The organism is Bradyrhizobium liaoningense (assembly GCF_018130955.1).
In the GTDB taxonomy this organism is placed as follows: domain Bacteria; phylum Pseudomonadota; class Alphaproteobacteria; order Rhizobiales; family Xanthobacteraceae; genus Bradyrhizobium; species Bradyrhizobium liaoningense_C.
Map to the genome: position 1 here is coordinate 1 of NZ_JAFCJM010000105.1, position 13,732 is coordinate 13,732.

The following is a 13,732-nucleotide window of genomic DNA, read 5'->3' on the forward strand; positions in this document are numbered from 1 at the left end:
TCGCACCGGAGCCATGTCCTCGCCGCACCGGCTCCGATCAAAAAGAAGAGGCTCCGCGGCCTTGGGCGGATGCTTACAAAGGTTGCTCAGTATGCTTTGATGCATCTGCAAAGAGGCAGAGGCAGACATGGGGGAAGTAAATGCGGTACCTAATTTTAGGTGCGGGTGCGCTCGGGGGATATTTTGGCGGAATGCTAATCAAGGGCGGCGCTGACGTGACGTTTCTCGTCCGGCCCAAGCGCGCTGCCCAACTTCAGCGGGACGGCCTGATCGTAAAGCTACAGGATGGCAGTGAACTCCGTACGAAGACCAAGACTGTCCAGCAAGGTCAGCTGAATGGGACCTACGATGTTATTCTGCTGTCCTGTAAGGCCTACGATCTTGATGGGGCCATGGACGCACTTGCTCCGGCCATGACTGAGCAGAGCGTGATCGTGCCCGTACTGAATGGCATGCGTCATATCGACGTTCTGACGGTGAGGTTCGGTCAGGCGCGCGTGCTTGGCGGCCTGACGACTATCAATGCTGCTCTGACGCCGGACGGCACGATCCAGCAGAGCCAGTTGCGCATCAATCTCAATGCAATTGGAGAGCTTGACGGTAGCACTTCCAACCGCTGTGCGGCCATCAAGGCTGACCTAGAAGCAGGCGGCGTTCCCGTCCAGATCAGCGACACCATCGTTGCAATGATGTGGGCGAAGTTCTTCGGCTTTGTTATTAGCGCAACGATAGCAAGCCTAACGAGGTCACGAGCGGGGGCAATCGCCCAGTCAGCTTCCGGACCATCGTTTGTTTCCGATGTAATCGACGAATGCACGCGAGTGGTAACGGCGGCTGGTTATCCGCCAGCCCCCCCTCCTGCTCCTGATGCGGCTGGTATTGTGCGCGGCATGTTTTCTCAACAGGGATCGACCTACGGGCCATCGATGCTGATCGATATGGAAGACGGTCGGCCCACGGAAGGCGAGCATACGATTGGCGATCTAGCAGAACGCGCGGCCAAGATGGGCATTTGTGCGCCACTTCTTACTGCGGCTCGATGCAATCTCCAAGCCTACGAAATCAACCGAGGTAAGCATTCCAAAACGTGATCTACGCGACGCGGCCCACACCTGATGGTTCGACGCGATGATCGCTGTTGGCCCTTCGCGCCACTTGGTGCGGGGCGGCGACATGTCTGAAGTTGGAGGTAGACCGGAAGTAATGGGCCGATTGTCGAAACGGCGCTTTTGACCCGTTGCGGACGTTGGCGGTATTGGGCCAGCGACTCGTTTGCGGTTTGAAGATCAGTGTTCTGTCAGCCCTACCTGTCGGAGAATGTCGCTATAGCGGGCGCGATCCGCCGTGTGAACCAATGTGACGCGCTCCATCCCTGGCGTTAACCATATGGCGGTTTCTCGTACCGGGCGGCGGACGCTTAATGCTCGTTTAACATTCTCGTACAAAAGATAACGATCAGCGCGGAGATCAATACGCAGAGAGAATACCGGCAGAAATTCATCCTCTAGGGTGATTGCTTGCGAACACCTCTCATCATCGCGCTAGCCGCGACCTTGGTCGGCTGTAGTCGTCAGCCACCGCACCAAGCGGCCGTGGAATCGTGCACTGACAAACATGGCTTCGCCTGCTCCAATAGGACGGCTGCCGATCAGCCGATTAAACTCGCGTCATCCAAAACCAATCGCCGAACAAAATCTGCCAACTTTACCATTGCGGTAGCCTCCGAAAAGCAGCCGGCTCATCGTGCCCGTGACAGGGGGCCGGCACATCTCGCTACCAAGAAGGCGAAACTTACTGTCACCACGGCAAAGGCAGAGCCTCCGGCAACCGGCGTCCCGCTCCCGCCTCCTTCATTGAAGACGGAACTCGAGAGCAAAAGCAGCGCCCCCGCCGCAGGTCCCGGTACGACAGGGCTAAGCGTCGCGGATCCGTGGTCCACCGTGGGGCCCGCTCCGAATTCCAATAGCAGGACGATACAGAAGCAGGTGGCGGCCGCGACGGCGGTTGCAGAGCGAATGACGGTCACGGCCACAACAGCGGCACGTGACGGGGCCGACCCACTTGCAGGTGCGTCGCCTGACACAGAGCCCTTGGTTGCCGTTGTAATAGTTCGACCGGAGATCCCGTCGGTATTCGCCCTTACTGAAAAAAACGTTGCTATCGATGACAGGTATTCCGCATCGAGGGTTGATATCATGATCGCGATCGTGGCAGCAGGAGGTCCTGTGGTCCAACTCAGCGCAGGGCACACGGCGGCGATCGATCGGCTGGTCAATGGTGAGGTGCCGGCTGCGGTCGCGGCCCTGGTGTCCGTGGACGCAGCAGAGGCGTTTCCTGAAATAAAAGGCTTCAAGATTTTTCACCTCCCGCTCTCGTCGCGTTATTTGAAGCCTCGGCCTTAGCCGATGTACCGGGTGCGCGACGAGGCACGTTGCCGTTCGAGCACAAGCTGGTTCTGTATGGCCGACGGCGTTCAACAGTGCGGCCAGCAAGGCCTGCCTTGCCCGAGCGGAATGCACGAGTCCGGTATTGGCCCGAAGGCGAAGATCGCGACGGCCTCCGGCGTGTCAGCAGTCGAGGCCAGACCGGACACAGCTGAGACGCGGCTAAGTCGACGCGAATGACCCATCTCGGACGTTGTCCGGGTAGCTCAAGTTCGGCCCGCAGGTCGGCTGGCTGAATGCCAGTCCCTATGCCTTTATGGCCCCGCCACGATTGATCGGCAGGGCAATTGAATGAGGCGCCGGGAATTAATTGCGCTTATAGGTGGAGGCCTCATCGCCTGGCCTCTCGCCGCTAGTAGAGGCCGCGATTCTGATCATCTGCGGCGAATTGGCGTGTTGTCTGCGGCGCCAATCGAAATTGGCTCACGCCTGTTTGCTGCATTCGAACGGGGACTACGTGACCTTGGTTGGCATCAAGGACGGGACCTTATGGTTGAATATCGTTCTGCTGATGGACACTTTGATCGCTTGCCTCGCCTTGCTTCCGAACTTGCCAACTTCCCAGTCGAACTGATCCTTGCAGTTTCAGGACCCGAGACGAAAGCAGCTATGACGGCGGCTAAAGGCATTCCAGTCGCATTCGCGGTTCACGGCGATCCGGTCGGGGTAGGCGATGTTCAAAGTCTGGCGCATCCCGGTGGACTGGCTACTGGCTCTTCCCAAATGCATCCTGAGCTGAGCCGCAAACAACTTGAGCTGTTTAAGGAGTATGTGCCCGCGCTTTCGCGCGTTGCTGTACTATGGAACTCGGCCAACCCGCTAAAGGCAAACGATTGGGTCGAACTGAAACCCGCAGCGCAGGCATTGGCTCTGCGCCTTGACCCGCACGAGATTGAAGCCCCGGCTGACCTCGATGCCACGCTCACTAGGATAGACGCGCAGCGACCTGATGGACTTCTTGTGCTTGGCGACCCACGTACGGTCGGCTTGAGAGCAGTCATCGTAAATTTTGCATCAGGAGCACGCCTCCCGGCAATGTATCCCTTCCGGCTGTTCGTGGATGTCGGAGGATTGATGTCCTACGGTGCAGACTTAACCGATCTGTTTCGCCGAGCAGCGAGTTACGTCGATAGGATTCTGAAGGGCGCGAGGCCTCAGGATTTGCCAGTAGAACAGCCGATCAAATTCGAACTGGTAATTAATTTGAAGACGGCAAGGATGCTTGACCTCTCTTTCTCACCCACGTTGCTCGCCCGTGCGGACGAGGTTATCGAATAAGTAGGCTGAGTCTGCTACTGGCCCGAATGCGAAGTGCCGCCCGGCTCTGAAATGGTCTGCTTATCGGGGTAGACCGGAAGGTTATCGGCGCACAGTCAGAATGGCGCAATTGACCCTGGCTGTGTGAAAACGCTGCGCTTGAAGTGATTCGCGCGATATGATTCCCGCACGATTTGCGGGGGCTCGGATGAAGCGCTTCGTTGAGGGTGCGGATCGTGGGCAGAGCACGCTGTTTCCTGAATGCGTGGAGGACTGGATCGACGCGGATAATCCAGTTCGCGTCATCGACGTCCTCGTCGACGACCTCGATCGGGCCGAACTCGGGTTTGGCGGGGTCGATCCCGAGGCAACCGGCCGGCCGTCGTACCATCCCTCGATTCTGCTCAAGCTTTACATTTACGGCTATCTAAACCGGGTTCAGTCCAGCCGGCGGCTGGAACGAGAGGCCGGGCGCAATGTCGAGGTGATGTGGCTGCTGGGTCGGCTCGCTCCCGATCACAAGACGATTGCGGACTTCCGCAAGGATAACGGCCTGGCACTACGCAAAGTATGTGCGCGCTTCGTCGAACTCTGTCGTCAGATGGGTCTTCTCACGACGGCGAGCGTCGCCATCGATGGCAGCAAGTTCAAAGCTGTGAACAACCGCGACAAGAACTTCACACGGGCGAAGGTGGAACGGCGGCATGCCCAGCTGGAGGAAAGCGTCGCGCGCTATCTGAGCCAACTCGACACGGCCGATCGGCAGGTGCCGACGGAGGCGCTGGCCGCGAAGGTAACAAGGCTTACCGAGAAGCTGACAAAACTGAAGGAGGAGATGGGCAAGCTTGCCGTTTACGAGAAGCAGATGCTTGCGTCGCCTGACCAGCAAATCTCACTGACCGATCCCGATAGCCGTTCAATGGCGACGAGCGGCCGCGGTTCCGGCGTCGTCGGCTACAACGTGCAGGTCGCCGTAGACACCGAGCACCATCTGATTGTGGCGCACGAGGTAACGAAAAGCGGCTCAGATCGGGCACAACTTGCCAACATGGCCAAGCAGGCGAAGGGTGTTCTCAAGGCTGAGACGCTCGAGGCCGTTGCCGATCGCGGCTACTTCAGCAGCACGGAGATCCTCGCGTGCCACGAGGCCGGCATCACGGTAACTCTGCCCAAGCCGCAGACGTCGGGCGCCAAATCCGAAGGGCGCTTCGGTAAGCAGGACTTTGCGTATTTGCCAGGGGAGGACGCCTATCGCTGTCCAGCTGGGGAGCGATTGCCGTATCGCTATACAAACGAGGAAGACAGCAAGATGCTGCGGCGCTACTGGACCACAGCCTGTCAAAATTGTGCGCTCAAATCGCAATGCACGACCGGGCTAGAGCGGCGGATTACGCGATGGGAGCACGAGCATTTGCTCGACGCTGTGCAGCAGCGCCTCGATGCAAACCCACAAGCTATGCGCCAGCGTCGCGAGACGGTCGAGCATCCGGTTCGGCACGATGAAGGCCCGCATGGGAGCGACACACTTCCTCACCAAAACGCTTCCAAAGGTGGCCGCTGAGATGGCTCTCTCGGTCCTCGCCTATAATCTGACACGGGCCATGAACATCGTCGGAGCCAAGCCGCTGATCGCTGCGATCGCGGCCTGAGACAGGCCCGGTTCCTGGCTTCTCACCGACTTCCCTGGGAAGGGCGTTTTTAAACGGCCAAGACCCAAGGCAGACATGACACATGCCGCGTCAGCCCCCTCCTGATGCGTTCATCCGGTTCGTTCGCGACAGGTGCGGAGGCTGCTGCCATGGCAGCAGCCGAATACTCGGCTAACGAGCGCGCGCTTGCGTCAAGCTGCTTGCACCAGCACGCCAGTCAGCCACTCAGGATCCATCACCATCGCGGCATGTAGTGATGTAGTATTCACGATAGTCGTCCAAGACTTATCGGCTTTGCACTCCTCCAACGCCTTGTCCAAAGAGGCGAAAGGAAACTTGGGCAGGCGGATGTAAGTCTTCTTAGCGACCTTCTCGCGCGCACCCGTGAGCTTGATAGGCTGCAGCCACGGGCCTAGCGGTTGAGGTGTCATCTTCGATACCATCCACGCAGCGTCCTTCGGGTCCGGCAGGGGGCTCGATTTTGGAGATGGTATGCTGATCACCCCCTCTGGGAGCTTATTGGGTAGGTCATCGGCAAACTTTTGCCCATCGGCGGGCTTCAGTGCGTCAACCCAAACAATGGACGACACGCGGTCGCCGATGCGTTCGAGCGCGCCAGAGGCCGGATAGCCCGCATAGGAATGGGCGACTAAGCAAATGTCCTTGAGGTCTTCCCACTCGACGACATTCACGATATCCGCGATGTGAGTGTCAAGGTTGATGTCCTTGCTCATGAGATGGGATCGGTCGCCCAGGCCCGTAAGCGTGAGTGGATAGGTTTTGTGACCCTGCTGTTCGAGGCGATCTGTAACGCGACGCCAAGTCCAAGCCCCAAAGAAAGCACCGCCGATCAACACGAAGGTCTTCCGAGCGGACTGAGCGCGCGCGCTGTTGATGATCTTGCCGGACGCAGCCAACCCGGTCACGCCTACTCCAACCGAAAGGCCGCTGACCAATCCACGACGAGTGATGTTTATCGAAGTCATGCAAATTCCCCCTAAAGTAAAAGCAAGAAAAAGGATCGGCGAGCAACCGCCCAAATCAACACGCAAATACTGACGTCACAGGCAGAGCTTGGCCGGGGCGTTTAGATTGCGCCTTGTCACGGGGGTTGTCAAAGCTTGACCCGCCGGTAGAACAGCCAAGGTTTTTGACTTGGCAATCAACCGCAAGACCTCCAAAGAGCTTGGTGTGAGCATCCCAAACTCCGTACTGCGGTCGCAGATGCGGTGATCGATTGTTAGCATTGCGACTTCTGCTGTTGCCCCAAGCTGAACACCACGAGAGCCGTCGCCACGTCTGCTATCTGAGGGAAGGCGGACGCCGCCCGACTGATAGGCTGACCGCTGCTTTCGACCCACAAGAGACATGACTCAATGCGGTGCCCCTATGGAATGATTGTTTGAGCCGATAGGATATTGGCTCTGAGCCGGGGGCGGACATGAAACGACGACAGTTCATTGCGGCAATCAGTGGCGCGGCGGCGGCGTGGCCGCTTGTTGCGCGTGCGCAGCAGTCCACGAGGGTCTATCGTATCGCCCTTGTTCCTCCATCCGCTCTCATATCCGAATTGAGCGAAACCGGCGGCAATCCGTTCTATCGAGTGATCTTCGAGGAGTTGCGTCGTCTGGGCTATGTCGAAGGGCGTAATCTTTCTGTGGCGCGCTACAGTGGCGGAGGCCGCACCGAACACTACGCGGAACTTGCCCGAGAAGTGGTTCGCGCCGAGCCGGATGTGATCGTGACGTTCGGGTCACTCATGGTGCAGAGCTTCCGATCAGCTTCGAGCACGATACCTATCGTCACAGTCGTGGGCGATCCGGCCGCCCAAGGTTTCGCCGCCAGCTTGGCCCGCCCCGGAGGCTCCATTACAGGAGCCACTCCAGATGCTGGATCCCAATATCTTGCGAAACACCTTGAGGTATTGAAGGAGGCCATCCCAACGCTTTCCACGGTCGGCTACATCATAGCACCCGCTTTTTGGGAGAACTCATTCGGCTTGGCGATACGAGACGCGGCTCCGCGTCTGGGCATCCAACTCATTCCGGCCTTTCTCGAAAGCCACGAAGAGGTCGACTACCGCAAGGCATTCGCGGCGGTCGCTCAGAGGCATGTAGGTGCCGTCATCTTCACTGACCACGCGGAGAACTTTACGCGTCGGCGGCTCATCGTCGAGTTGGCAGAGATGCACAGACTACCCGTAATGATCCCATGGGTTGAAATTGTGGAGATCGGCGGTTTTATCGCCTATGCGCCGGATCGCCTGGAGCACTACCGATACCTTGCCTCTTGTGTCGATAAGGTGCTGCGCGGAGCCAAACCCGGCGATGTTCCGATCTATCAGTCGATCAAGTTCAAACTCGCTATCAATCTCAAGACTGCGAAAGCGCTTGGTCTCGTAATCCCGGAGCCCCTTCTCGCCCGTGCCGACCTGGTGATCGAATAAAACCCGGTCCACTTCCGGTATTGGCCCATCGCTTCAGTTAGCGCAGTGCGGCGACGTGTCTGGAGTTAGGGGTAGATCGGAAGTAGCTGGCGGAATCCGAAATGGCGCGATTGACCCAAGGCGACTATTCACCCCATCAACCAACGTAGTCCGCCTCGATGACATGCGCGCCATGAGGTAAAGTACGGCATGAATGACGTTGCGGCGCAATAATGAAAGCAACCGGCAATGAGTTGGTATCCCAACATTCGGTACGGCACCGAAGTATATCCTGAGAAGGTCGCCCGTCGGCTGCGCGGATTCAATATCGCAGTCTGGCTTGCTTGCTTGATTCCAGCAGGCATGGCGTTAGTCCGCTTCGTCGATGGGAAGTGGAAGGTGGGTGTCGCGGATATCCTTGTGGCAACAACGTACGCCTCAATGCCCTTGCTTCATCGATTTGGACCGATCGCAGCACCGCTCGCCTTTGTGGGCGTCTCATATGCGGTTGTTCTCTGGGTCTCTTCATTGGTAGGCACAAGCGGAGCAACGCAAATCGGCTATTTCACAGCAACCGCGCTTAGTATCTTAATCATCGGCACCGAGCGCTATTTCATCACCATTATACTCGGGATCATCTCAGTCGCCTTGATCATTGTTGTAGAGATGTACTTGCCGCGCGATACTGGCTTCGTTTCGCCAACGATGCTTTTTCTCACAAATTTCAGCGCTAGCATCGTTCTCAACTCAGCCCTCCTCTACGGCATTATTGTTTATGCCGTGCGGCAAATGGAACGAGCCGAAGAGGCTGCGGAACGAGAGCGTAAGCGCTCCGATGCCTTGCTGGTCAACATTCTTCCAGCCAGGGTCGCAGATCGATTGAAGGTACGGCCGAGCACCATTATCGCTGACTCCTATAGAGAAGCGTCGATCCTATTTGCCGACATGGCAAGCTTCACGTTCCGTGCGGCCGACACAACGCCAGAAGACCTTGTGAGCTTTCTCAATCGCGTATTTTCCCAACTTGATGGTCTGGTCGAGCACCACGGACTGGAAAAGATCAAGACCTCTGGCGACGCATACATGGTTGTCAGCGGAGTGCCCTCAGGCCGACCTGATCACCTTCGCGCGCTCGCCGGGCTAGCACTCGATATGCGCGAGGCTTTGGCCGGACTCGTCGATGGGAAGGGTCGTGCGGTGTTGGTGCGGATTGGTATTGCTACTGGCCCTGTTGTAGCGGGCGTAGTTGGTACGCGGAAGTTCTTCTACGACGTTTGGGGCGATGCCGTGAACGTAGCCTCGCGCATGGAGTCGACCGGCGTTCCCGGCCAGATTCAGGTTACCGACGAAGTGTATGAGGGCCTAAAGAACGATTTCAGTTTCGAGAGGCGAGGGCTAGTCGATATCGAGGGAAAAGGCGAAATGCAGACGTGGTTCTTAGTTGGCCGCAAAGCATCGGTTGCCCCTGTCGATCCGGTGGCCGCAGCTTGACGCTTGTTGCTGCGACACGAGTGACGCAAAAGCAGAGATCGTGTCACCTCCGCTTCTGGTCCATCAGCGAAGTAGCGAACCGTCTCATCGGTCCGCTTCGTGGCTGGCGGCGGGCTAGATTTGCTCAGGCCGATTTCTTCGCACCTTGACCTAAAGCAGTCCTTCGAAGCAGCTGCGAGCGCCCCAAAGTGCTAGGCGTCGCCGCCCACAGGCATGGTTCTCGCAGGGAGAAGTACCGACGAGGCGATCGAAGGCCGCAAGCCGCGAAAGGCGCATCGTATGCAGGTGGCACTCTTGCTGCAGCCCGGAAAGAGCCGCCATGCACGATGCGAAACAACATCGGCGAATAGGTCCGCCTCAGTTTGGCGGGCCGCCATCTTCACAGATCATCGAGCCTCGCGCCGTTGTCGTCCCACCTTGATAAGGCGGTCGATGCGGATATGGATGGCCTTCGTGCGTTCGGCGGCGTCCATCGAGCGATGCTTAGATAGCGGCTCGAGACGCGTGCTGTCCCATAGCACAAAGCTGCCTTCAGTTGCGCTGATCACATAGCGCGAGTCCGCAACCGGATCGCTAATCTTTTTTGTCAATGTGTCCCCCAATGGAAGCACGCAGGAGCGTCGATCCGTTATCCCGTACTGGCGAACAAAAATTGTCTCGATATAGGTCGGCCGCCGCATCTGCCCCTTTGGGGGCCGCCTGATCTTCTGGCAAAAGCCGACGCTCTAGCCAATCAGCGAGGACTTTGTACTCCCGCTCCATCTCCTTTAGCGCTTCGCGGGTTTCCCCGTGGCCGGTCAAAGCCGCCTGGAGGCGACACTCTTGCTGTAACGCTCGATACTTGCGGTGCATGCCACGAATTCCCCGGCTCAAAGGCGCTCGGTGCCCTTGGAAAATGGCTCTTTGGGAAAAGGTTCTTGAGTTTTCCGGCCCAAGAAAGTGTCCACAGTGAAGCCGTTTAGTAACTCCTTCAAATTTTCCACGAGCTTGCGAGAGTCTTCCACGTGCGTGGCTACCGCAGCCCTGTTATCGAACAAATATTGGTAGTACCGACCGTTGCTGCCCATGGTGTGCGCTCCGCGGTTCTGCAGGCGGGAGCGCAATCAGTCTCTCAGCCACCGACGCCTACGGACATGGCCGTTGCCGGTGATATCACTACTATAGCTGACGGTTCCATGAGCCGAACTAAACTATGATAAGGTGCAAGTCTAAATTAGAACCATGAGCGGTCAAAGTCGGACAGCACGTGATAACCGGTCGTCGGCCTATTGGGACGTTCGCGCTGACTCGAACCGACGTTCGTGGCTGACATCGAGTACCGAGCCAGCTATTCGAGCGTGCCGACGTAGTGATCGAACAGAGCCTTCTTGTTGCGGCGCATGAGTCCGGAAGTGGCCCATTGCGGACTCCCATCCCTGCGAGCCGACCGTTCCCATCTCGACGACAGAGCTGGGCGGCACATCGGCTACGGGGCGCCGCCTTCGCGGCTAGGTTTGTGACGCCTTCACGTTTGCCAATGCAGTAAGCCGCAGTTCGCTTTGATCGCGCTCACCTGTCGCAGCACAAGCAAGGATGTTCTGTGCAACCTGCAGACGGTTAGAGGTCGTGAGCATCATAGGTGAGAATGAAGCTATCGCGTCCTCAAAAACTGTCCTGAAACTGGCAAGCTCTTCTGGTGAATAATTGCTCATCATTGTTGTTAGCTCTCCATTTGCTACGCTTGTCCGTGTGCCTCCCTTTGTCGCGCTCTCAAAATGAGGCTAGCCGCTTCCGTCTCAGAAATTACGGGCGACCATCTTCGACCAGGTCGTAGCTGCGACTGACCGCGCCTGCAGCAATTTGAAGCGAAGAACCAATCGCCCAACAGCATGCGATCAGAACGATCGAACCTCCGGACACGACGTGATCAACGACAATCATGCTGACGGATAGAAACGCGGCAATCGCAGCGACGAATGTGCCTGCCGCACTGAAGATCTCAGCCGCATCTGTGCCGGGGTTTCGCTCTTCCGGGAGTCTCGAAGTCGATCTCCGAGAAGGACGGCCAGGCAGATCGATGCCGATATAGAAGCTGAAAGCGCCGTAGAGCATCATCAACAAGATGAACCAGCCGCCTCCAAACAGTTCGCTTTCCAGGCGCATCAATGCTGCGGCCACATACATGCCGCAGGAGGCTCCAACCGTAGCGAGCCCAATCCTCTTAAGGAGATGCGCCAATTTGACGAGAGCAAAAGGAGCGACCCATATGGTAGCCGAGGCATAAATGTACTTTGCCGCTGCCAGTGCGGCATTGCTCATTCTCATGTTGTTCCGCCTCTACCAGTAACCAACGGCGCGCCGCAGTCAGCAGGCTGCGCGTTTGGGTACACTTCACGTCAGCAAGGGTGGAAAGAGTTTGCCTACCGACGGCATCGGGCTGCCACTTAAAGGAGGCGGAGACTTCGGTGCGTCGCCATTTGGACAGCTATCAGGCAAGCAATTCGCTTGACCGCTACAGAGACGCTACTCCGTTTCCCGTCCAACGCCTAATGAATAATGACCGCGCATATGCATGTTTTGAGGAAGGATACCTGACAACGCAACACCGCCTAGCGTTGAAACGATCGCTGGCGGCGCTGGGTCTCGCTCCCGAGAGGGTACTGCAAAATCCCGGATAGGTATTAGTCTGCGCTGCCCGCGCAAAGGTTCACTCGCGAGGAGTCGGCCATCTGAAGCGGCCCCTATGCAGCCTGCGCATGTCGAAGGATCGAGGTCTTGTCCGTTTCTAATAGTAGCCTGGCATGACGGCGCGTTGGGTTTGAGCTCGCCAAGTTAGTTGTGCGCACAACTGAACTTTAGACATCGACCCGCATTATTGTGTATCGCCAAACTCGATGGTTGGCATTGGCGACCGAGAGACTTGTGCTCCCGCCTAAAATCCAAAAATATTGTGCTGAGAGCATGTGCGAAAAGTGCATCGAGTTGAACGAGAAAATCGCGCACTATCGCCGAATTGCAGCCTTTCCATTCGACGCCCTTACGGCCGATCGTATTGCAGTCGAGATCAGCAACCTTGAGCTCGCACGGGACTCGGCGCATCCCGTTGTACCGCGCCCAAAATAAGGCCGCCTCGGTTGGCGGTCCGTTGTGCGCACTACAGCGGACCCTGCCGACGATCCGCCGATGGCCGTCGCGCTGCCGCGAAACGTTCGGCCTCCGGACGCTTCCGCGCCTCGTGATGCCGCCGCCGGAAAGGTTGGCTCCGCGATCGAGTCTCCTCTGCCATCTCGCGTCTGCTCAATTTGCAAATCGAGTGCGAGAACAGATCGTGTTTACGGACCAGTGCGCGAGAAATCGACGCTTACCGATTCCCTGCTAGCGGCGCGCCCAATCCCTGATCGCCGCTGAAAATTCCCTGTTCGGTGTTGGCGCCCGGCCGGCCGCGACACGCTTGAATTCGCAGGCGTTTTCGTCGTTTCTGGACGTTGCGGCGGCGGCGGTTCGCGCGGGTTTTCCCTGCAAATTTCCCTGTAAGCAGGGAATTGATCCCGGCGCCTGTCCGCAAAAGCTCTGGTCCCCCGTCGAGAAGCGCGTGGCGGCCGTGTTCTTGTGCTCCAGAAAGAGTCACCGCCCGCGGGAACTCGTATTGCGGCGTCAATAGAACTTTGGCAAAGGAGATTGTCCGATGCCCCATGCCATCCCTTTTAGTAATCGCCGCCAACCCGTGCCCGATTCAGTGTGCGCCATTGTCTGGAATTGAGATTGCGCTGACTCTTATCTGATTTATTGTTCGCAAATGAAGAGTCGTGCTCCGGGAAAATGGAAGTGCAGTCCTGTCGTATCGGCGGGAGGATGGCATGCAGACGATGACGATCTCGCGTCGCTTTCGTGGTCCGCCGAATTCGGGGAACGGCGGCTACGTCTGTGGTGTGCTGGCGCGTCAAATTGCCGGTGCCGCGGAAGTAACATTGCGCGCTCCACCGCCCCTGGAGACCGAGCTGGATCTCGTCGAGGTCGGGACAGGGCTATGGGAGCTGCGCCAGGGCGCGGCGACAATAGCAGTCGGCCGGGCCATCACGCTTGACCTGAGCCGGCTTGCGAGGGCGACCTACGCAGAGGCGGTGGAGGCTGAGAAGCGTACTCCAGTCAAGCCGCACGAACATCTACTGCCGATGTGCTTCGTCTGCGGGCCTGACCGGGCGCCGGGCGACGGCCTGCGGCTTTTCGCCGGACCACTGGCCCGACAACGCGGCAGCTGGGCCTTTGCTGTACCGTGGACGCCCGACGCCTCTCTCGCCGCCGCTGATGGCCTGGTTGCACCTGAGTTCGTGTGGTCCGCGCTGGATTGCCCGACCGGCTACGTATCCCAGCACAACCCTGAAACCGGGAACTTCAACGTTTTGCCGATCCTGCTCGGGCGCCTTTCGGTGCGCATCGACGGGCGACCGCGTCCGGGCGAGCGATGCGTGGTGACGTCCTGGAAAATT

10 protein-coding genes and 1 pseudogene are annotated in these 13,732 nt (G+C 58.0%); 7 read left to right on the forward strand and 4 right to left on the reverse strand.

Features of this window, described 5'->3' with window-relative positions:
• Positions 1–140: 140 nt before the first annotated feature.
• The 4 genes and pseudogenes from JQ632_RS37875 (at position 141) to JQ632_RS37890 (ending at position 5,350) form a co-directional block, all read left to right on the forward strand.
• A complete protein-coding gene (locus tag JQ632_RS37875; RefSeq protein WP_212407813.1) occupies positions 141–1,091 on the forward strand; it encodes a ketopantoate reductase family protein in 951 nt (316 codons plus the stop codon).
• Between the two features lie 1,104 nt (positions 1,092–2,195).
• Complete coding sequence (locus JQ632_RS39910) at positions 2,196–2,402, forward strand: hypothetical protein (protein WP_249152821.1); 207 nt, start codon at positions 2,196–2,198, stop codon at positions 2,400–2,402.
• 333 nt (positions 2,403–2,735) lie between these two features.
• Entirely contained in the window at positions 2,736–3,722 is a 987-nt protein-coding gene (locus JQ632_RS37885) for an ABC transporter substrate-binding protein (protein WP_283817792.1), read from the forward strand.
• A gap of 187 nt (positions 3,723–3,909) precedes the next feature.
• Positions 3,910–5,350, forward strand: a pseudogene (locus tag JQ632_RS37890) (IS1182 family transposase).
• Positions 5,351–5,541: 191 nt separating this feature from the next.
• Here JQ632_RS37890 and JQ632_RS37895 read toward each other — a convergent pair.
• Positions 5,542–6,336: an alpha/beta fold hydrolase gene (locus JQ632_RS37895; RefSeq protein ID WP_212407816.1), complete on the reverse strand. Its 795-nt coding sequence runs from the start codon at positions 6,334–6,336 to the stop codon at positions 5,542–5,544.
• 455 nt (positions 6,337–6,791) lie between these two features.
• On the opposite strand from JQ632_RS37895, the gene JQ632_RS37900 reads away from it, so the two are divergent.
• Both JQ632_RS37900 and JQ632_RS37905 read left to right on the forward strand, forming a co-directional pair.
• Complete coding sequence (locus tag JQ632_RS37900) at positions 6,792–7,796, forward strand: ABC transporter substrate-binding protein (RefSeq protein WP_212407817.1); 1,005 nt, start codon at positions 6,792–6,794, stop codon at positions 7,794–7,796.
• Positions 7,797–8,024: 228 nt separating this feature from the next.
• Positions 8,025–9,266 (forward strand): adenylate/guanylate cyclase domain-containing protein, encoded by a 1,242-nt coding sequence (locus JQ632_RS37905; protein ID WP_212407818.1) that lies wholly within the window; start codon positions 8,025–8,027, stop codon positions 9,264–9,266.
• Between the two features lie 386 nt (positions 9,267–9,652).
• On the opposite strand, the gene JQ632_RS37910 is transcribed toward JQ632_RS37905, so the two are convergent.
• The 3 genes from JQ632_RS37910 to JQ632_RS37920 form a co-directional block, all read right to left on the reverse strand.
• Positions 9,653–9,946, reverse strand: coding sequence for a hypothetical protein (locus JQ632_RS37910; protein WP_212407819.1), 294 nt, complete (start codon positions 9,944–9,946; stop codon positions 9,653–9,655).
• 807 nt (positions 9,947–10,753) lie between these two features.
• Positions 10,754–10,960 (reverse strand): hypothetical protein, encoded by a 207-nt coding sequence (locus JQ632_RS37915; RefSeq protein ID WP_212407820.1) that lies wholly within the window; start codon positions 10,958–10,960, stop codon positions 10,754–10,756.
• An 88-nt stretch (positions 10,961–11,048) separates the two neighbouring features.
• Positions 11,049–11,564 (reverse strand): hypothetical protein, encoded by a 516-nt coding sequence (locus tag JQ632_RS37920; protein ID WP_249152823.1) that lies wholly within the window; start codon positions 11,562–11,564, stop codon positions 11,049–11,051.
• A gap of 1,538 nt (positions 11,565–13,102) precedes the next feature.
• Here JQ632_RS37920 and JQ632_RS37925 point away from each other — a divergent pair.
• A partial coding sequence (locus JQ632_RS37925; protein WP_212407821.1) for a hypothetical protein occupies positions 13,103–13,732 on the forward strand: 630 nt, incomplete at its 3' end.